The sequence below is a fragment of the Megasphaera sueciensis genome, from assembly GCF_050219315.1.
Lineage (GTDB): Bacteria > Bacillota > Negativicutes > Veillonellales > Megasphaeraceae > Megasphaera_A > Megasphaera_A sueciensis.
On sequence record NZ_CP116939.1, the window covers coordinates 1,889,855 to 1,910,735 of the forward strand.

At 39.9% G+C, this 20,881-nt stretch carries 21 protein-coding genes; 3 read left to right on the forward strand and 18 right to left on the reverse strand.

Going from position 1 to position 20,881, the window contains the following annotated elements:
• Positions 1-22: 22 nt before the first annotated feature.
• The 8 genes from gyrA to NXG62_RS09100 form a co-directional block, all read right to left on the reverse strand.
• A complete protein-coding gene (gene gyrA, locus NXG62_RS09065; protein ID WP_427112107.1) occupies positions 23-2,497 on the reverse strand; it encodes a DNA gyrase subunit A in 2,475 nt (824 codons plus the stop codon).
• 172 nt (positions 2,498-2,669) lie between these two features.
• Positions 2,670-3,464, reverse strand: coding sequence for a sulfite exporter TauE/SafE family protein (locus NXG62_RS09070; protein WP_427112108.1), 795 nt, complete (start codon positions 3,462-3,464; stop codon positions 2,670-2,672).
• Positions 3,465-3,604: 140 nt separating this feature from the next.
• Positions 3,605-3,841 carry a hypothetical protein gene (locus NXG62_RS09075; protein ID WP_427112109.1) on the reverse strand — a complete coding sequence of 79 codons (237 nt, stop codon included), beginning with the start codon at positions 3,839-3,841 and terminating at the stop codon, positions 3,605-3,607.
• A 504-nt stretch (positions 3,842-4,345) separates the two neighbouring features.
• Entirely contained in the window at positions 4,346-5,689 is a 1,344-nt protein-coding gene (locus NXG62_RS09080) for an acetyl-CoA hydrolase/transferase family protein (protein WP_427112110.1), read from the reverse strand.
• 201 nt (positions 5,690-5,890) lie between these two features.
• Positions 5,891-7,966 (reverse strand): elongation factor G, encoded by a 2,076-nt coding sequence (gene fusA / locus NXG62_RS09085; RefSeq protein WP_427112111.1) that lies wholly within the window; start codon positions 7,964-7,966, stop codon positions 5,891-5,893.
• A 115-nt stretch (positions 7,967-8,081) separates the two neighbouring features.
• Positions 8,082-8,549 (reverse strand): MarR family winged helix-turn-helix transcriptional regulator, encoded by a 468-nt coding sequence (locus NXG62_RS09090; RefSeq protein ID WP_427112112.1) that lies wholly within the window; start codon positions 8,547-8,549, stop codon positions 8,082-8,084.
• Positions 8,550-8,975: a hypothetical protein gene (locus tag NXG62_RS09095; protein WP_427112113.1), complete on the reverse strand. Its 426-nt coding sequence runs from the start codon at positions 8,973-8,975 to the stop codon at positions 8,550-8,552.
• A gap of 147 nt (positions 8,976-9,122) precedes the next feature.
• Positions 9,123-10,313: a M20 metallopeptidase family protein gene (locus NXG62_RS09100; RefSeq protein ID WP_427112114.1), complete on the reverse strand. Its 1,191-nt coding sequence runs from the start codon at positions 10,311-10,313 to the stop codon at positions 9,123-9,125.
• Positions 10,314-10,423: 110 nt separating this feature from the next.
• Here NXG62_RS09100 and NXG62_RS09105 point away from each other — a divergent pair, with 110 nt between their 5' ends.
• Positions 10,424-11,791: an aminopeptidase gene (locus tag NXG62_RS09105; protein WP_427112115.1), complete on the forward strand. Its 1,368-nt coding sequence runs from the start codon at positions 10,424-10,426 to the stop codon at positions 11,789-11,791.
• A gap of 109 nt (positions 11,792-11,900) precedes the next feature.
• On the opposite strand, the gene rpoN is transcribed toward NXG62_RS09105, so the two are convergent.
• From rpoN to NXG62_RS09155, 10 genes are all read right to left on the reverse strand, one after another.
• The gene (gene rpoN, locus NXG62_RS09110) at positions 11,901-13,190 is read right to left on the reverse strand and encodes an RNA polymerase factor sigma-54 (RefSeq protein ID WP_427112116.1); all 1,290 of its coding nucleotides are present in this window, start codon (positions 13,188-13,190) and stop codon (positions 11,901-11,903) included.
• Positions 13,191-13,639: 449 nt separating this feature from the next.
• Complete coding sequence (gene rplL, locus NXG62_RS09115; RefSeq protein WP_427112117.1) at positions 13,640-14,005, reverse strand: 50S ribosomal protein L7/L12; 366 nt, start codon at positions 14,003-14,005, stop codon at positions 13,640-13,642.
• A gap of 39 nt (positions 14,006-14,044) precedes the next feature.
• A complete protein-coding gene (gene rplJ / locus NXG62_RS09120; RefSeq protein ID WP_427112118.1) occupies positions 14,045-14,602 on the reverse strand; it encodes a 50S ribosomal protein L10 in 558 nt (185 codons plus the stop codon).
• A gap of 174 nt (positions 14,603-14,776) precedes the next feature.
• Positions 14,777-15,493: a 50S ribosomal protein L1 gene (gene rplA / locus NXG62_RS09125; RefSeq protein ID WP_427112119.1), complete on the reverse strand. Its 717-nt coding sequence runs from the start codon at positions 15,491-15,493 to the stop codon at positions 14,777-14,779.
• A 55-nt stretch (positions 15,494-15,548) separates the two neighbouring features.
• Positions 15,549-15,974 (reverse strand): 50S ribosomal protein L11, encoded by a 426-nt coding sequence (gene rplK / locus NXG62_RS09130; protein ID WP_091652886.1) that lies wholly within the window; start codon positions 15,972-15,974, stop codon positions 15,549-15,551.
• Between the two features lie 89 nt (positions 15,975-16,063).
• A complete protein-coding gene (gene nusG, locus NXG62_RS09135) occupies positions 16,064-16,603 on the reverse strand; it encodes a transcription termination/antitermination protein NusG (RefSeq protein ID WP_091652888.1) in 540 nt (179 codons plus the stop codon).
• Positions 16,604-16,618: 15 nt separating this feature from the next.
• On the reverse strand, positions 16,619-16,846 hold the full coding sequence (gene secE, locus NXG62_RS09140) for a preprotein translocase subunit SecE (protein ID WP_091652891.1): 228 nt from the start codon (positions 16,844-16,846) through the stop codon (positions 16,619-16,621).
• 54 nt (positions 16,847-16,900) lie between these two features.
• On the reverse strand, positions 16,901-17,050 hold the full coding sequence (gene rpmG, locus NXG62_RS09145; RefSeq protein ID WP_014015374.1) for a 50S ribosomal protein L33: 150 nt from the start codon (positions 17,048-17,050) through the stop codon (positions 16,901-16,903).
• Between the two features lie 177 nt (positions 17,051-17,227).
• Positions 17,228-18,043 carry a CpXC domain-containing protein gene (locus NXG62_RS09150; RefSeq protein ID WP_427112120.1) on the reverse strand — a complete coding sequence of 272 codons (816 nt, stop codon included), beginning with the start codon at positions 18,041-18,043 and terminating at the stop codon, positions 17,228-17,230.
• 50 nt (positions 18,044-18,093) lie between these two features.
• A complete protein-coding gene (locus NXG62_RS09155; protein WP_427112121.1) occupies positions 18,094-18,819 on the reverse strand; it encodes a macro domain-containing protein in 726 nt (241 codons plus the stop codon).
• Between the two features lie 257 nt (positions 18,820-19,076).
• On the opposite strand from NXG62_RS09155, the gene NXG62_RS09160 reads away from it, so the two are divergent.
• Together NXG62_RS09160 and NXG62_RS09165 are read left to right on the forward strand one after the other, a co-directional pair.
• Positions 19,077-19,490: a MarR family winged helix-turn-helix transcriptional regulator gene (locus NXG62_RS09160; RefSeq protein ID WP_427112122.1), complete on the forward strand. Its 414-nt coding sequence runs from the start codon at positions 19,077-19,079 to the stop codon at positions 19,488-19,490.
• A complete protein-coding gene (locus tag NXG62_RS09165) occupies positions 19,487-20,767 on the forward strand; it encodes an MFS transporter (RefSeq protein ID WP_427112123.1) in 1,281 nt (426 codons plus the stop codon). Before NXG62_RS09160 ends, NXG62_RS09165 begins: the two co-directional genes overlap by 4 nt.
• The last annotated feature ends 114 nt before the right edge of the window (positions 20,768-20,881 follow it).

The following is a 20,881-nucleotide window of genomic DNA, read 5'->3' on the forward strand; positions in this document are numbered from 1 at the left end:
AAAAAAGGTTGTCTATTTATAATTATTCCTTAAATAAATTTTCCTGCGGTGTATCGTCTTCTGCTCCATCGACAGTAATCGTATCCAAGGCTGCTACTTTATCATTTTCTTCCAGCTTTTGAATCTTTACACCGGATGTATTACGGCCCTTTTTGATTCCTATACTTTCAATGTCTGTACGAATAACAATTCCGTTCGTTGTGATAAGTATTAATTCCTGATCCGCCCGTACTACTTCAACACCTACAATATCCCCTGTTTTATGGGTAATTTTAAAGTTCTTTACTCCTTTTCCGCCGCGAAGTTGTACTTTATAAGCATCAATATTATTGCGTTTGCCAAATCCTTCTTCACTGATGGTTAACGCCTGACAACCTGGTTCCAGTACATCGGCACCGATAACCATATCCGATTTGGCTAAAGTAATACCGCGGACACCCCGCGTATTTCGTCCCATAAGTCGAACATCTTCTTCTTTGAAGCAGATTGCCATACCCAATTTTGTCGCCAGAATAATATTTTGATCGCCCTTGGTCAGCAAAACTTTGGCAAGCTTATCTCCATCCATTAAGGAAATTGCGATCAGCCCATTACGGCGTACATTACGGAATTCATGAAGTACCGTTCTCTTAACAAGTCCTTTTTCCGTAACCATAAACAGATTCATAGTAGGATCTACCTGATCTATATCAATCAGTGCATTTACCTTTTCATGGTGGTCAAGGGGCAAAAGATTTACCGCTGCTACTCCTTTAGAGTTACGGGTATTGGCCTCCGGAATTTCATAGGTTTTCAAACGGTATACACGCCCCAAATTGGTAAAGAACAAAACGGTGTGTAAGGCAGACGTATATAATAAATGATTAACTGCGTCTTCATCCTTTGTACTCATACCTTTAATTCCCCGGCCGCCCTTATTCTGAGTACGGTACACATTGGCATTCATACGTTTGATGTATCCGCGACGAGTAAGTGTCAGAACCATTTTTTCGTCGGGAATCATATCTTCAATTTCAAAATCCGATATAGCTCCTACAATTTGTGTTCGGCGTTTATCGGCAAAACGTTTCTTGGCGTCCAGCAATTCTTCTTTTACAATTTCCATAACCTTACGTTCATCTGCCAACACGCTGCGCAAATAAGCAATCCGTTCTTCCAATTCCTTATATTCTGCTTCAATCTTTTCACGTTCCAAACCCGTCAAGCGACGTAACCGCATATCAAGAATAGCGATAGACTGCTTTTCACTTAAGCCAAAGTTGTCCATCAGCGCTGTTTTAGCTATTTCATCCGTCTGAGAAGCTCTAATTGTCTTGATGACTTCATCAATATGATCCAACGCAATAAGCAGGCCTTCCAAAATATGTGCGCGGGCCAAAGCCTTGTCTAATTCAAATTTACTGCGTCTTGTAATAACCGTCTTTTGATGTTCCAAATAATAAACAAGAACCTCTTTCAGCGTAAGAACCCGGGGATGTCCGTCCACCAGTGCCAGCATAATAACACCAAAAGTTTCTTGGAGTTGCGTATGTTTATACAGTTTATTCAATGTGATATCGGGATTAACATCCGCACGAAGCTCAATAACAATACGCATTCCCTTACGATCTGATTCATCCCGCAAGGCAGTAATGCCATCAATTTCTTTATTGCGGGATAATTCCGCTATGTTTTCAATAACACGTGCTTTATTAACTTGATATGGGATTTCGGTTACAACAATACGATTTTTTCCCTTTCCCATTGGTTCCACTTCAGCACAAGAGCGCATTTTAATACTGCCACGGCCAGTAGAATATGCTTTAATAATACCATCCCGTCCCATGATCTGCGCTCCTGTTGGAAAGTCCGGGCCCTTGATTTTAGTCATTATTTCTTCCAGTGATGCCTCCGGATTATCAATCAGAAGCACGCATCCGTCTATGACTTCACCTAAATTATGCGGTGGAATATTCGTTGCCATACCTACAGCAATTCCTGCCGAACCATTAACCAATAAATTAGGAATTTTCGAAGGAAGAACCACGGGTTCTTGTAAAGAACCATCATAGTTTGGCATGAAATCTACCGTATCTTTATCAATATCTTCCAGCATTTCACCGGCAATTTTGGACATACGAACTTCGGTATAACGCATAGCTGCCGCAGAATCACCATCAACAGAACCAAAGTTGCCGTGTCCATCAACAAGAAGATAGCGCGTGGAAAAATCTTGTGCCAACCGGACTGTTGCATCATACACCGAACTATCACCATGAGGATGATATTTCCCCAAAACTGCTCCAACGATACGCGCCGATTTTTTGTACGGTTTATTCGAAGTCATACCCGCTTCGTGCATAGCATAGAGAATACGGCGATGTACAGGTTTCATCCCGTCACGCACATCCGGCAGTGCTCGTGTAATAATAACGCTCATCGCGTAATCAATATACGATGTCTGCATTTCGTTTTCCAGACAAACCGGTAAAACTTTATCAGATTGAAATTCGTCCACAATGTCACCTCATATAACAATATAAATAATTAGAATATATACTAATACTATTTAATAACTATCTTATACATTATACCAAAACATCAAGCGAATTTCGAGCTTTTTGACAGTTTTTAGATAAAAAAGTCAAAATCCCACTCAAAAAGCGCTGAGCGGGATAAATAGACGCATTTTAAAACGTTATAAAGCCAGATGTAACGATAAGTCTTACGGCTAGCAGCAAAAGTGCAAAAGAAAGCAGCATTAAAATAAACCGAGCTTTAACTTTTTTAGATAACTTAGCTCCCAGCTGCGCGCCAAAAACAGCTCCGATTCCTGCAAAAAATGCTGGTTCATATAATATATGATGTTGTAAAAAATGAGATAAAACCCCCACTAAGCTACTAACTGCCAAAACAAAATGACTAGTTGCCGTTGCAATATGCGTCGGAAACCCAAGCAGATATACCATTGCCGGAACATGAATAATGCCACCGCCAATTCCAAAAATGCTGGAAATAAATCCTACAACAAAACTAACGGCAATCCCTCCTGCCATGTTGAAATGAAATGTCTCTTTGTCTATTTCTACTTCCGGATCACCTTTTCCTTTATTCCAATTTTTGAAACCAATAACTAAGGAAATAAACAAAAGCAGCATACCAAAGGAAAAACGAAAGGTCACACCTGTAAAATAATTAGACCAGACAGCTCCTAGAACAGCCCCAGGAAGTGTAGCAACACTAAAAGCAAAAGCAGCTCGATATAATACCTTCTTCTGTTTGATATATGCATAGGATCCAGACATCGCATTGAACATGACAACGGTCAGTGAAGTACCAATAACCAAGGTTGGTTCCCAACCAAAAACATACAGAAAAATTGGAACAAAAAAAATGCCTCCGCCCGCACCAACTAATGTACCAAAAGCTGCAATAAAATATCCCATCACAATAAAACCAATATCCTGTATAAATGTGAACTCCATAAATAAATACCTTCCTTCTTCTGTATAATTGGCATTTTTCCATAAGCAAGAATTGGCAGCTGATAAATAGACAATTTTATTGTACTACTATACTATTTTTTTTCCTAGACAAGTTTGACATTAATCGAGTAGGATGTCACCTATTCGTTGAGGAATCGACCTCTCCCACCACCGTACCTATCGCTCGGGATACGGCACTTCCATTGTTTGCACGCTGTTTCCAGATATACATCCGTATTCATCGCCGCAACCATGAGTTCCAAGCCCTCGGTGTTCGTTTTGATATCTGCTATGTTATAGCAGCCCAACCAGCCACGTAGGAATATCTTCACTTCCTGCTGGACCGCACGAATATAATATACCGTCCTATCTTTCACATTTCATGCTATCCGTTTACGGGCAGCCATTCGGTTTTCTGTAATCATCGTACTAGTTTCTTTTCTTATAAAGATTTAAAATTTACAATGATTCCGCCCTTCTCCAAAATTCAAGGATTATGTCCACGACGGACATCTCACAGCAAACATACTCCATTTTTGGATAACCTACTCACGTCTGTGAGACCTCCCAACGTAAAAACGCAGTCTTTCTCTCCCTCTGTCTGTCATATGTACAGAATTAACCTCGAATAGTTTTGGGCTTTAAATTTGTTAAGCAACCTTACCCGGTTACTCCTGTCTTGTATGGGTTTCTGTTCATCAGACAGGAGATTTACCGCCGGCTTCCTTCCGATTCTACCTCGCCATGGACACCCTCGCCTTACGCTATGTACTTGGCACTATTTCCCGCACTCGGGACTTTTATCCGTTAGACTGCGTCCATGCCGGGCGCACTTATAAAAATATCCTCCCCGTTGATGAGGAGGATATGTCATATTATCATTATCTCTTATTGCTATACCGCCAGATTTTCATATCTTCAGCTGCCTTGATCAGTCCTTCACGAAAGTCCGGATGAGCCAGGCTGATTAGGCCTTCGGCACGTTCCCAAGTGGATTTACCCATCATATTAACCATTCCGTATTCCGTAACAAGCCAATGAACCTGAGAACGCGGATCCGTTACAGTCGTACCCGGTGTTAATGTCGGCAAAATACGTGATTCTGTTTTACCTGTTTTTTTGTTCGCAAAAGTAGAACGGAAAGCAATGAAGCTCTTCCCGCCCTTAGAACGGTACGCACCATCCGCAAAGTCTAACTGTCCACCGCTGCCGCTGATTTGTTTTGTACCGGCTGATTCAGAAGATACTTGTCCAAATAAATCAACATCAATACAGTTATTAATAGAAATAAAATTATCCATCTGAGAAATTACAAACGGATCATTAACGTAATCAACCGGATATGCTGCTAAAAACGGATTATTATCAACCCAATCATACATTTCCTTAGACCCTAAAGCAAAAGACCAAACGGCTTTATCTGTATCCAAAGCTTTTACTTTATTAGTCAACCGTCCTTTTTTATACATAAGATAAAAAGCATCTACAAGCATTTCTGTATGCATGCCGAGATCCTTTAAATCCGAATCAGCAATCATAGCTCCAATTGTATTGGGTAATCCGCCAACACCAAGCTGCAGCGTAGCCCCATTGGGAATTTCCTTAACAATCATTTCCGCAATTTTTGTATCAATTTCATCACCTGTACTGAAAGGAATAATAGGCTGTGGTATATTCCCTGCTTCTACAATAGCATCAATATCACTAATATGGATACATTCACCACGACCGCCTAATGCACGCGGCATGGATTCATTTACTTCAACAATGATTTTTTTCGCTTTTTTGGTAATAGCTTCCGTTGCAGAAACATTTAATCCAAAATTAAAAAATCCATGTTTATCCATCGGTGCAACTTGAATCATAGCAACATCCACATCAAGAATATTCCGATACAAGGAGGGTTCATTACGATAACAAAATGGCGAGAAATTCATCTGTCCAAGTGCACATTTTTTACGGTCATACCCACTCATATGCCAATTAGATACAGTAAAAGCTTCACGATTTGGATCTTTTTCGACTACCTGGCGAGGTGCAAAAGAAAAAGATGTACGTATTTTCACATCTTTCAATTCATTTTTGCGGTTAGCCAGTGCTTCATCTAACAAAATCGGCTGCGTTGTTGCCATACCATATTCTACCCAATCGCCCGATTTCACTACTTTTACGGCTTCTTCCGGAATTGTTAACTTTTGACGATACATATCCGTCCATTCAGACATTGTTTCCACCAATCCTTTCACTACTGTAATAATTATGTTCCGTATTTCACAATTATTATTATAGAACTTTTACACGTAATATACAAGTAACTACGTGGTATAAATTTATATGCCAGAACGATACGGTGATACAAATTATATGTCTATGTATGCAACAAAAATGCTCCCGCCATTTTGTGGAGGGAGCAACGTGAGGAGGATTTATTCTTCTTTACTAGTTATATAGTCAGAAATAATTTCATCTGTCGTTTTCTTTGGAACTTCTTCATAATCAAAAAACACCATGTTAAAGGTTCCTTTACCTTGTGTCATGGAACGCAATGCGGTGACATATCCTTTCATCTCTGAAAGCGGTACTTGGGCTTTGACAACAATAATACCTTCCCGGTTGCGATGATGCTCCATTCCGAGAATTCGACCTCTTCTACCGCTGAAATCTCCCATGACATCCCCCATATACTCTTCCGGAATAACGACATCAACAGTATAGATAGGTTCTAAAAGAACTGGCTTTGCTTCAGGAACCGCTTTTTTCAAAGCAATAGAAGCCGCTACTTTAAACGCCATTTCTGATGAATCTACTGGATGGTATGAACCGTCGGTAAGTGTCACTTTAACATTAATCATCGGATACCCTGCAATAAGTCCCTTCTGCAGCGTTTCTTTGACTCCTTTTTCAACAGCCGGGATATACTGTTTGGGAACAGCACCACCAAAAACAGCATCGACAAATTCAAATTCGTTACCGTCTGTAAGTGGTTCGATTTTTAAGAATACATGTCCAAACTGACCATGTCCACCGCTTTGTTTTTTATGTTTCCCTTCCATGGTAATACTTCCCCGAATCGTTTCACGATACGGAATATATACATCTTGCAAAATAGCTGTGACACCATATTTTCGTTCCATTTTATTAATGATGTGGTCGAGATGCACGTCTCCCATACAGCGCACAAGGAGCTGTCGTCCTTCGGGATCTTTTTCCACTTGGCAAGTTGGGTCCTCTTCGCTGATGCGAGATAATGCCGACATTAGTTTTTCATCTTCCCCTTTCTTTTCCGGAACCATGGCAATCGTGTGAAGCGGTGCAGGAAAACGGACAGAATCGTATTCGACAGGGAATTCAGCAGCCGCAAACGTATCTCCTGTCCTAGCATTGGATAACTTAGGAATAACAATAATATCACCCGCAACTGCTTTTGCTAAAGGCAACTGTTTTTTACCAATCAGAGTAAACATCTTGCCAAACTTTTCCTCCTTGTCCTGTGTTACATTATATAGTTTATCTCCTTCCTTGAGTTCTCCGGAGAAAATGCGAATATAACTTAATTTTCCAGAAAAAGGATCGATAAGAGTTTTAAAAACAAATCCTGTAAACGGTTTATTGGGATATACCATGACCGGTTCTCCGGTTTTTTTATCGGTCCCCATCATAATTTTTTGTGAAGCATCCGGCATATATCGTATGAGGCGTCCCAGTAATTCCGCCGTACCAATATGACGTATCGCACTGCCGCACATAACCGGGCAAACGCGACCGGTTAACATCCCCTGCCGCAACCCATGCCGCAATTCTTCCAGTGTCAATTCTTCGCCTTCAAGATATTTTTCCAACAAACTATCGTCACCTTCAGCAGCGGCTTCCATACACATTTCACGAACTTCCCGAGCCTTGGACATATATTCGGGCGGAACTTTAATTTCTTCCTGCTTCCCGTTTTTCCATTCCCACGCAATCATTTTGCAAACATCGATGATCCCACGAAAATCCGTTCCTTCTCCTATAGGAATCTGCAGTGGCATAATGGATTTACCAAATGCTGCCCGCATTTTTTCCAAGGTATCAAAAAAATTGGCTTTTTCCGCATCCATTTTATTGATATAAACCATCCGCGGCAATTGTAACTCTACCCCATAATCCCAAGCACGTTCCGTATCTATTTCCACACCTGATTCGGCAGATACAACCAACAGAATTCCATCACTGGCACGCAAGGCCGCTCGAACTTCTCCGCAAAATTCCGAATATCCAGGAGTATCAAGGAAGTTCAATTTGTACCCTTCCCATTCACAAGGTGCAATTCCGAGTTGAATAGTAACATTACGTTTAATTTCTTCCGGTTCAAAATCCATAATATGCTTATTATCTTGCCCTGTACCGACGGCATCGATAGCACCACAAACGAATAACAAGGACTCCACGACGGCAGTTTTTCCAGCACCGTCGTGGCTAAGCACAGCTACGTTGCGAATCTTATCACTAGCATACTCTTTCATAAACAATCGCCTCCTATGAATCACGTTAATTAAACATATTCGCGATGTTATGAGGATAATCCTTTTTTATAAGTGAGTTTTTATAATTTTATCTATGATAGTTAGTAATATCGTGCTATGTATTGATATCTGAGAGAAAATTAAAAGAACTAAGCCGGCGTAATGAATCCATAAAACAAGGCATATCCGAACGAAGAGAACCAAAATATGCTGCATCAATGGCTTCGATCAGCGGCAGTCCTTGATTCACTTTTTTCAAACCGGCCTCTAATATGAAAATCATTTTTGCCCGCGTATCTTGGGGATGCTGCTTCCGTTGTATATATTTTTTCTTCTCAAGTAATCTTATTATCTGGGATGTCGTCATTACATCAATAGAAGCATAATCCGCCACCATTTTCTGCGTTGGATTGCGCCCCTCGTGTTGTAAATACGCAACAACGGTTAATATAACAAATTGAGGATGTGTCAGATTAATAAGACGCAGCGTTTTTTGTATTTGAGTATGCCAGTTATTATATGCTCTGATAAATAGAAACCCGGGACTTTCAAAAGAATCGTTTTCAAATTGAGAGTTAAACATTTATTTTTCAACAGCTTTCTTTATAGTTAATACCGCCTGTGGCGTATCTGAAAATACTTGAACCAGAAATTGAATATCTTCGTCTGCCATTTCACCGTGTTCCTTCTCAAGTCTTACGCTGATTTTCACGGTTGTCTCATTATTTATTTCATTAAATTCGTGTCCAAAGCAAAGCGAAATCCCCATTCCGGGAATTTCGCTTTTATCCCAATATTCCTTATAAGGTATAACCGTCGTAAGAGTATACGGCATCTCCAGCTGTCCCTGCAATTTCATCCTGCCGGAAGTTCCTGTTGAAAAATTTCCTTGCAGTATCATATATTCCAAATCAGTTTCCCATTGACGGCGTTTATTAAAATCAACATACATTTCCCAAATTTCTTTTGCAGTTGCATGCACTTTTGTTTGAAATGTTAATTCTGTCATTGAATTTTCCTCCTTTTATATTATACGTGCTTATATTATATGTATACTTATAATATAAGTCAATGCTTTTTTTAAAAAATCTCCCACTGCAACACGATAGCAGTAGGAGATTTTTACTCTTAACTATTTAAAATATGCATATATACGCTACTTTTGTTTAAGTGCCGATAATGCCAATGCCGACAGTAGTTCTACGCCTATAGGCAAACTGTTTTCGTCCACGGAAAAACACGCATTATGAAGAGGATAGATTTCAGCATCTTCAGCAGTGACTCCCAGCCAAAGAAAAGCACCGGTACAAACCTTTAAATATCCAGAAAAATCTTCCGCCGTCATGGCCGGTTCAGGTACATCTACCAAAGCCTTTTCCCCGAATCTATCAGTCACTACCTTGGCCGCTAATGCAGCCTGTGCAGTACTGTTGACAACGGCATCATATCCGCGGTCATACTGAAGGCGGCTGGTTGTCCCAAAAGCAGCATCAATACCTTCCAGTATTTTCTTTAAATGCATTTCAACCGCATCTTGTGTCTCCTTATGATACGTACGACAAGTTCCCTCAATATCTACCGTGTCAGCAACAATATTGTACCGACTGCCGCCGGTAATTTTCCCAAAAGTAAGGACCGCCGGATGAAGCGGGTTAATTTGCCTGCTTATGATATTCTGTACCGCAGTAATACACTGTCCGGCTGCAGCAATAGCATCAATCCCTCTATGCGGCATGGCAGCATGACTGGGTTTTCCTACAATCTGTATACTGACGCGATCTGACGCCGCCATCACCGGGCCCGTACGAACCCCTATTTCACCCGTACGCAAGGTCGGCCAGACATGAAGACCGTAAATAGCATCCACATCATCTAAAAATCCTGACGCAACAATATTTTTAGCACCACCATCTGGAGATTTTTCTTCAGCCGGTTGAAAAATAAATTTTATTGTACCATCGAATTGATTCCGCATATCATGCAAAACATGAACAGCACCTAACAACATTGCCGTATGTGCATCATGTCCACATGCATGCATCTTCCCCGGATGTCGTGACGCAAAAGAAAGTCCCGTTTTTTCTTCAATCGACAACGCATCCATGTCGGCCCGCAGCGCTATTGTCCTTCCCGGATTGCTGCCATGCAAAACAACGAGAACACCGTTACCGCCAGTTGTCGGAGACGTCACTTCCACGTGTAGTCCCTGCAATTCAGAGACTACTAATGCTGCCGTTTTGACTTCTTCTCCTGACAACTCCGGCATTTCATGAATCTTTCGCCGCCATGTTCTTACGCAGTCTGTATATGCCTTTACAAGATCCCTCAATTTATCTTCTCCTGCCATTTTCCCTCGTTTTCCCCTTCCATTTTTACTAAAACAGATTATAATACTATTATAAACATATAAATATCAATTTAATGTTGTTTCTCATTATATCATAGGGAGTGTTATCAATGAAAGCATATGACATGGAAAACAGTGCTTGGGCACGATTTTCTGAAGAAGAACGTATAGAGGTAGAGGAATACAATAAAACCTACAAAGAATTCCTTGATACCGCCAGAACGGAACGTCTTGCGGTAAAGGAAATTATACGTCAGGCGGAAGCCGCCGGTTTTCGGTCTATAGAGGATGTTGCTTCGCTGGTTCCTGGCGACAAAATTTACTGGAATCAAAAAGGAAAATCAGCTATTCTTGCAGTTATCGGTGAAAATCCGCTACCTGCAGGCTTAAAGATTGTCGGATCACATATTGATTCTCCCCGCCTTGATTTAAAAGCAGCCCCCGTTGTCGAAAACAAAAAAATAGTATATCTAAAAACCCATTATTACGGCGGTATTCGGAAATACCAATGGGTCTGCATGCCACTAAGTCTCATTGGTGTTGTTTATACAACTGCAGGAGAAAAAATAGATATAGCGCTGGGCGAAAATCCAAATGATCCTGTTTTATTTATTAATGATTTACTTCCCCATTTGGCAAAAGATCAAAGTGAAAAAAAACTCAGCGAAGCTATTCAGGGCGAAATGCTTATGCCCATACTTGGTTGCAACAGCACAGAAGAAAAAACAAAACCGGTTATCCTAACTTTATTAAAAGAAAAATACGGAATTGAAGAGGAGGACTTTGCTAGCGCTGAATTAGAAATTGTTCCTACTCAAAAAAGCCGTGATGCCGGCCTCGATCGATCAATGATCATGTCTTACGGCCATGATGATCGTGTCTGCTCATACGCCAGCCTTACTGCAATCCTTAATGCGGAAAAAGGATCACACACACAAGTATCACTTTTTACAGACAAAGAAGAAATCGGTTCCGTTGGTAACACCGGCGTCCAATCTTCATTTTTCCTAGATTTTTTAGCAGAAGTACTTGCTTTGCAAGGGCATACAGATGATCTTGCACTGCGGCGTACATTGAGACATAGTGAAGTTCTTTCCGCTGATGTCAGCGCTGCTCTTGATCCTATATTTGCCGATGCCTATGAAGAAGCAAACTCAGCTAAACTTGGCTATGGCATATGTATCTGCAAATATACCGGAGCTCGCGGTAAATCGGGAAGCAATGATGCGAATGCCGAATTTGTGTCAAAAATCCGGCAGACATTCAATGCGGCCAATGTTCCTTGGCAAACTGGTGAATTAGGCAAAGTAGATCAAGGAGGTGGCGGTACCATCGCTTATATTATGGCTGATTGGGGTTGTGAAGTTGTCGATTGCGGTGTCGCTATGCTGAGCATGCATGCTCCTCTGGAAATTGTAGCCAAAACCGATGCCTATTGTGGTTATTTGGCCTATAAGGCATTCTTTGAAAGTAAATAGGACGACTAAGCCATATTTTATAGCAATTTTATGTATATACAAATACCCTCCGGAAAAATCAGGAGGGTATTTGTATGTTACAAGCGCCTTTATTGTCCATCGTACTAAATCATTCATGCATATGACGACGCATATTACTATTGGCAATTCCTAAAATCAATCTGAATTTAGCAACAGTCCTCCGGGCAATTAATATATCCTGGCCCTGTAGATATACAGCAATTTGCTGATCCGAATACGGATGTTTAACATCCTCTTCTTTAATAAAACGAGCAATTTTCCCCATAATAGCCCGGCTTGAAATATAGTCTGTTTCGTTTTTATCACTAATCCGGCTATACGACTGAGCAAAAAAATCCTGTATAGCATATATTCTTCGATCAAACAAAACATAACGATCCCGACAAACACGACTGACCGTAGACGTACTAAGCCCGGTTTCTTCCGCTAATTCCTTTTGATTTAACGGACAAAGTGCTTCCCCTTGCAAAAAAAAACTTTTCTGATGTTGTGTCATCGCCGTTACGACAGCAAAAATCGATCGTCTGCGGTATGCCAATGCTGACTGTAAGTCCATAAAAGCCCGCCGTGCTTTATGAATATATTTTTTTGTTTTACGATCTCCCTCTTTTTCGTATGAAGCATATAAATCATCCCGAAAAAATACATCCGGAATGTCTTCCAGCATCCGTATCGCCAAATCTCCTTTTTCATCCTTATATATTTCCATATCAGCTCGGACAAATTCTTCTTTTTGTATAATCTGCTGTGCGGGCTGTAATGATAGTTTTTTTAAAAAATCGCATATACATTTCAATTCTGTGTCAGAAATATTCATTTCTGTCCGCAGCCGTTGCCATTTTCCTTTAAGAAAGTCTTCGTAATGGTATTGCAGCAATTCCAAGGTATGATCTGGTACCTTTTCACAGCGACGTGTCTGAATTAGTAATGCTTCATTAATGCCAGAAGCTCCAATCCCCGGGGGATCCAGTGTTTTCACAACAGCCAGCCCTTGCTCCATCTCAGCTAACGCAATGCCATAATCCATTCCAATACTATCTAAATTATCTGTAAAAAAACCTTTTTCATCAAGCGAATGAATAACCAATCCCGCCGCCATTTGTATTTTTTTAGGGATAGTAAGGACACGCAGCTGTTTCATAAGCATTTCTTCCAGCGAATCTTCGCGGCTGTGAATATTATCAATGGGTTTTTCTGCTATATGGGTATTGCTTCGTTTCACATCAGGATAGCGGACATCTAATAGCGGGTTATCTGTAATCTGCTCATAGAGAAACTCTGTTAAATCTTGTGTTTGTAATCCCAGTATTTTGATCGTTAAGCTTTGAATCTGCGTCATTTTTGGTTTTAATTGAAGTTTTAGGGAAATATCAGCCATATCAATGCCTTCTTTTACATACGAGGTATACCTATTACAACATATTTATATTTTCCCATATTTTTCCTATATTAGTCAAATAGGAATTTTAATTATGAATTTTCTACTTACAGAAAAGCTATTGTATATTTTTAAAATACAACAACTTTTCATATGCATTACACAAAAATAATCTATATTTTACTAAACAACTCATTTCCCTGCTAATTTAGCATACCGCTTTTTTCTCTCATAAATAGAAAACTTATTTCGACAAAATCTGACCAAGTTTGTTAAAACACACAAAAATAAAAAATGGTTCCAGTAACGAACTTCATACATATCGCCAAAACCATTTTATTGTAAAATAAAATGGAACCATAATAAAAATGAAGTAAATTACCTCATTTCATCATGGTTCCACAAAATAAGCATATCGTATATCAGTTCACTATTTGATATGAAAATTATTATTTCAATTCAACAGTAGCGCCAGCTTCTTCCAATTTAGCTTTAAGAGCTTCAGCATCCGCTTTAGCAGCACCTTCCTTAACGGCAGCAGGAGCGCCATCAACAAGAGCTTTAGCATCTTTTAAGCCAAGGCCTGTTACTTCGCGGACAACTTTAATTACACCGATTTTCTTTTCACCGGCTTCTTTAAGAATAACATCAAATTCAGTTTTTTCTTCTTCAGCAGCAGCAGCGGCCGGAGCAGCAGCAACGGCAACCGGAGCAGCAGCGGACACACCAAATTTTTCTTCCATAGCTTTTACCAATTCAGAAAGTTCTAAAACGGTCATGTTTTCAATGGCTTGCATGATTTCTTCTTTAGTCATTTTAAAATACCTCCAAGTATCTTTTTTGTGAATTAAAAATTAAGCACTAGCTTGTTCTTCTTTTTGTTCTCGTACAGCATTAAGCACATATACCATATTGCGTATATTGCCCTGCAGTACATTGACAATGCCGGAAATCGGCGCCTGCATACTGCCAACCAATTTTGCAAGAAGTTCTTCGCGACTTGGTAAATCTGCCAACGCATTCACAGCAACACTGTCAATTACCTGTCCATCGACTAAACCTGCTTTGATTTCTAAAGCCTGCGTCTTGGTTTCTTTGATGAATTCCTTTAAGATTTTTGCTGGAGCAATTGCATCTTCTGTTGAAAACGCCAAGGCTGTCGGACCTTCTAAGTGTTCACCCAAAGCTTCCAATCCAGATTCATTAGCAGCAATGCGGGTTAAAGTATTTTTAATAACCTTATATTCCACACCACCTGCTAAGAATTTACGGCGAAGTTTTGTTACCTGTGCCACAGTAAGTCCTGTAAAACCAACAAGGACAGCACCTTTTGATGTTGTCAATTTTTCTTTCATATCGGCAACAACAGCTGCTTTTTCTGCAGAAACAGGTTTTTTTTCATAATTAGACATTATTCGATACACCTCCTTAATTTGGGATTTATATCGTCTTAGCAAACAAAAAACGGCCTCATTAATAATATGAGGCCGAACTAGTTTCAATTTATATATCTACTAGTTACATAGCCTCAGATGGCGGACTTACGTCCATTATACATACCCTCAGTCTACAGCTAAGAAAGATATTTAATTTTCGTCAGCTTTTACAATCCCTTTAACGCTGAACTGATTAATACGGATACCAGGTCCCATTGTAGAGCTTACAGTAATAGACTTGATATATTGACCTTTTGCACCTGACGGTTTAACCTTGACGATTGTATCAACAAGAGTAGTCAGATTTTCAATCAACTTTTTCGCATCAAACGATTTTTTGCCGATAGGAGAATTAATAATACCTGCTTTATCCGTACGGTACTCTACTTTACCAGCTTTACTTTCTTCGACAGCTCTTGCTACGTCCATCGTTACCGTACCAATTTTCGGATTAGGCATCAACCCTTTAGGTCCTAAAATCTTACCTAAACGGCCAACTTTTCCCATCATATTCGGTGTAGCAATCGCTACATCAAAATCCGTCCAGCCACCTTTGATTTTTTCAATCAGCTCTTCTGCCCCGACAAAATCAGCACCGGCTTCTTGAGCTTCTTTTTCTTTATCGCCTTCAGCAAATACAAGAACCGTTTTGGATTTACCGATACCATGCGGCAATACAATAGCACCCCGCACCTGCTGATCAGCATATTTCGGATCAACATTCAGATTAACAGACAATTCAACGGTTTCGTCAAATTTGGCCGTATCCATTTTTTTCAAGATATCAATTGCTTCAGCCGGTTCATACAGTTTTGCTTTATCAACCAGTTTTGCAGCTTCAGCATATTTCTTGCCTACTTTTGCCATCTAATTTCCTCCTTATGTGGTAATGACGGGGATATCCCCTTCCACGGGATACGCATCAATCAACGATATCAATGCCCATGCTGCGTGCAGTGCCTTCAATCATCTTCATTGCCTGTTCAACTGTGTTAGCATTCAAGTCAGGCATCTTTGTTTCCGCAATTTCACGGACTTTGTCGCGTCCCAATTTTGCAACTTTTTTCTTATTCGGTTCACCCGAAGCCTTGTCAAGACCTGCTGCTTTCTTTAATAATACAGCTGCAGGCGGCGTCTTCGTAATGAAAGTAAAGGATCTATCGTCATAAACAGTAATTTCAACAGGAATAATATAGCCGACCTGTTTTGCAGTCCGTTCATTGAATTCCTTTACAAATGCCATAATGTTGACACCAGCCTGGCCTAATGCCGGACCAATCGGAGGCGCCGGAGTTGCTTTGCCAGCTTCGCATTGAAGTTTTACCATTCTTGCTACTTTTTTTGCCATGGTTGTTACACCTCCTTACAATACAAGATGTGGTTAAACGGATTTTAATATCCTCCCACTCGCGGCAACAAGTACCGCATTAGAAGCATTTATTCCAGACTCTTCTCTATTTGAGAATAGTCGACTTCTACCGATGTTTCCCGGCCAAACATATCAATAAGGCCTTTTAAGGTTCCTTTTTCTTCATTAATTTCCGTAATAACGGCAATGAAGTTTTCAAATGGACCGGATGTAATACGAACTTGTTCGCCTACTTCTACCGAAATATGCGGACGCGATTCATTATCCATACCCTGCGATTTAAGAATGCGCTTAACTTCGTCCGGTTCTAACGGAATGGGTTTCGTAGCTGAACCGACGAAACCGGTAACGCCCGGCGTATTGCGAACGACATACCAAGAACGGTCATTAACTTCCATTTCCACTAAGACGTACCCCGGAAACACTTTACGTTTAACCGTGCGTTTCTGTCCGTCTTTCATATCCACTTCATCTTCCATCGGCACAAGTATACGGCTTACCATATCTTCCATACCCATAGATTTGACCTTGCGTTCCAAGTTGGCCATTACTTTATTTTCATAACCGGAATACGTATGGATGACATACCATTTTTTGTTTGTTTCCATCTATACTCGGGCCCCCTATCCAACTACTAAGCGGAGCAGTTTAAACAATTGAGAAAAAACACCATCTGACACAGCAATAACAGCCATAACAACAATCATCGTAACAAACACCATTACGGTGTATGTAATCATTTCTTTTTTTGTCGGCCAGATTACCTTTTTCATTTCTACTTTTACTTCACGTAGGAAATTGCCCGATCCCTTTTTTTTCTTTTTTTGCGACGCCGCACTCGGTGTTGCCATATGACCTCTCACATCCTTAAGTTAGACCTTGATAGTCTTACTTAATACACAGAATTATTTCGTTTCTTTATGTAATGTTTCTTTTTTGCAGAACGGGCAATACTTCTTTAATTCCAAACGATCCGGATTATTTTTCTTATTTTTGTTTGTCCGGTAGTTACGCTGTTTGCATTCTGTGCATGCTAATGTAATCGCAGTACGCATCCCTTACACCTCTCTCAGTAATAATCAAATTAGTAATCGCAAGCCTAACTCGCGCATGATTGCTATAATACTTTATCACAAACAAGCAATCAAAGTCAAGATTATTTTTCCACAACTAAAAAAGCTAGGTGTCAAGCACCTAACTTTTACAAGTATATCATATAAATACTCCGCTTGTCAATCTTTATGCGGTTCAATATCCGCTCCAAAAATTTCTTTTCCCAAGCCTTGAAACCAAAGAACAATAATTTTTTTTAAACTATCTTTATCATTTCCAGCATCTCCCATGACAGTAGTCAAAAGATGTTCCACCACCATTTTTGCCCAATTGTAATCATATCGTTGAAAGGTTCCTCTGCTGGAAAGTTCGGGAATTCGATCCATAAGAGGTTGGAAAATATCGTTGCTGATTTCCAAGATATTTTTTGAAATAGGGTACGAATATGTTGATTTATCTTCATCATTTTTCATAAAAATTAATGCTAATTCATCATTTTTCTCATTATCTTCTGCATATTCCACATGATACGCAGGAAGATAAAATTGTTTTTTTTCTTCCTCTTTCAAAAGATGGAACGCCCCATATTTTATAAATTCATACAAGCGATCATCATAGGAACTTTCCAATTCAATAATTTTTTCCCGCCATTCGCCCCACGAACGTGCCGTGCGGCAACAGTAACTTTCATAATCGCCCACTCCGAAAAAATCACGAAGTTCACCAAGACTCATTTCCATATTTATATCAGGCACAAGCCAAACCATAAATTCCCTGCCCCGATCAATATATAAACAAGGTGCATCAATACGAATCCTAGAAAAACACTTCGGACAAAAGTAAAAAAACAACATCGGGTCGTGCAGCAACCGTTCTCTCAGTTCGGGATTCTTATCCGCATCAATGCAATCCCAAGTTTTAAAGCTCCCCTCACCTTGGCATTTTGGACATGTAATTGCAATTTCAACCGCATGGGTTCCATCTTTTGCAGTCATTTTTATCCCCCTTTATATTACTATATATAAATTACTTCATATAAATTACTTCAATATGCTTCCATAATTTGTAATGCCGCTTTTTCCATATCAATAATACTATTTTTTTTTCGTATATCGAGAAAAGGTCGTAAAAATCCTTTCATTTGCCGTATTCCCTCAGATAAAAGAATCGGATCGGGCTCATTTTCCTTCATATGCAGTAACGTTAAGGCCGACATTGCTTCGTCAATACACTCCAGTTTTTCATTTTTATCAGCTGTAGCTAGATACTCCAACCAGAATATAACAGTTGCCTTAGTATAGGCATCTTGTGTCATTTTATCAGGGCACACCATATCAATCCGGTCCAATCCCATACCATCAGTCATGATAACAGGTACAGCAGTAGCCGCTGCTTTTGCCAAAGGATACCGTTTATCCGCAGTTGCTATAGAAGTAAAGGCAATATGATGCAATTCTCGCTCTTTAGCCAGCGCCAAGCTTTGTTGATAGCAGGAAATAAGAATTTTATCCTCGTTTTTTTTACCACCCGTCCACAAGGGGCCCACGGTATGTATTACAAACCGTGCCGGCAAATGATAGCCATACGTAATTTTGGCTTTTCCTTCCGGACAGCCGCGAAGGTTTCGACAAGCAGCAGTTAAAGATACACCCCCAGCCCGATGAATCGCACTGTCCGTTCCACTGACACCTAATAACGTCGAATTTGCCGAATTAACAATTGCATCGGCTTTCCATTTTGTTATATCTCCTATCAAGATTCGGAATTGCATAAAATCACGTCCTTTGCATGAAGAAAATAATACAACACATTGCACTATGATAATTATACTTTATACTGGCAAAAATAGAAAGTAATGAAAATCGGGTACCAGCATAAAACATGTATCGTATTCATCTCTGCATTAATAATACAATGAAAATTTATATCTTCCTTGCTTTCTTCATAAAAAAAGTGTATATTATTGTCTTGTAATTTGGTTAACTTAATTAACTATTAATTTGTTGTTTTAAAACTAAGGAGTATCTAATGAACCCTTTATTTCAAGAATTATCCTATGCCGCACGACGAATGATCAAGGCTGAAAATGAACTATTAAAAAATTTTGGTATTACCTATTCTCAATGGGCTTTTATCGTATATTTACATCATCATACTGCCACTCCATTAGTTGCTGCTGCCCGCTACTACATGATAAAAAAACCGGCAATTACCGCCATGAAAAATAAATTTCTGGAAAAAGGCTGGATATGTGAAGAAACGGGCCGCGATCAAAGAGAAAAGCGTATTTCTCTTACCGTAAAAGGCCAACAACATTTTACGGTAATCAATTTGCAGATCCGAAAACTTGAAATTGATTTTTTTCAGATGCTGGATGCAGAGGAACAACATCAATTACAAAAAATGCTATCGCGTATTAATGAAGGAGAACCCAGTTTATGAAAAGTAAATTATGGACACGAAATTTTATTCTTGACACTAGCATCAATTTTCTTTTATATGTTATTTTTTATCAGCTTATGCTATGGTCTACAAATTATTCTATCGTCACCTGGCATTCTTCTATCAGCGAAGCCGGACTCGCCTCAGGAATTTTTATTATTGGGGCACTTCTTTCAAGAATTATTACGGGACATATTATTGACATATTAGGGCGTAAAAAGTTATTAATTATAGGGACTGTCTTATACTTAACAGCCATTCCCTTGTATTTTTCTGCCAGTACTATTGTTTCATTTTTTGCTGTACGATGCTTTCACGGCATAGCCTATGGCATATCTGCCACCGCTGCCAGCACGATAATTGGCGCTATTGTCCCGGCTGACCGAAGAGGTGAGGGAATTGGGTATTATGCACTCGGGAATACATTAGCCTCCGCTGCCGGTCCATTCCTAGGTATTGCCCTCTGCAGCGGCGGAAACTTTTCACTCAATCTCTACGTCTGCATGATATTAGCAATAGTCACTTTAATCCTATCGCTTTTACTGCATTCTCCAGAACATACTTGTTCTGCAGAAGAGAAAACAACACTTCGTAAAGTTTCTTTCAACAGTTTTTTCGCAGTTCGTGCGTTACCGATTTCGTGCATATCGTTCCTTTGCGGTATAGCATATTCTGCCGTACTTAGCTTTATGGGTGCTTATGCGGATGCGCAGGAACTTGCTGCCGGCGGCAGTCTTTTCTTTTTTGCCTATGCATTAACGTCTCTATTCAGCCGTCCTATTACAGGTCACTTGCTCGACCGTTTTGGCGGCAATATCGTCATGTATCCCACATTGATCATTCTGGCTCTGTGCATGGCTATACTCGGTCTTGCTTCGTCAACTACTTATTTCATCTTAGGTGGTATCTTTCTCGGACTTAGTTACAGCACGGTTACTTCCGCAGGGCAAGCTCTGGCAATTTACGGTATCCCCAGCAATCAAATAGGTCTTGCAACATCAACTTTTTTTGTTTTAATTGATTTAGGTGTTGGTATTGGCCCTTACATGCTCGGTGAACTGGTACCTACTTATGGTTTTTCCAGTGTCTATTACCTTGCTTGTTTTATCGCCATCGCAGCTATTCCATTATATTATATCACGATTGGCCACCGCGGTATGTTCACACCACGCTGGATGCATGTGGTACAGCGCCGTGTTGAATTACATGAAAAACGTGCTAACGCAGCTACCGCTGCCCATCACATTGTGCCCCCATCAGTATCTGACCCTTTCTAATTCAAAATATGCAAAATAATCAATAATAAAAAAACCGCAGTATAAAAATTCTAATAGAAACAACAATATTTCTATCAGAATTTTTATACTGCGGCACGAAACATCAACTCAAAA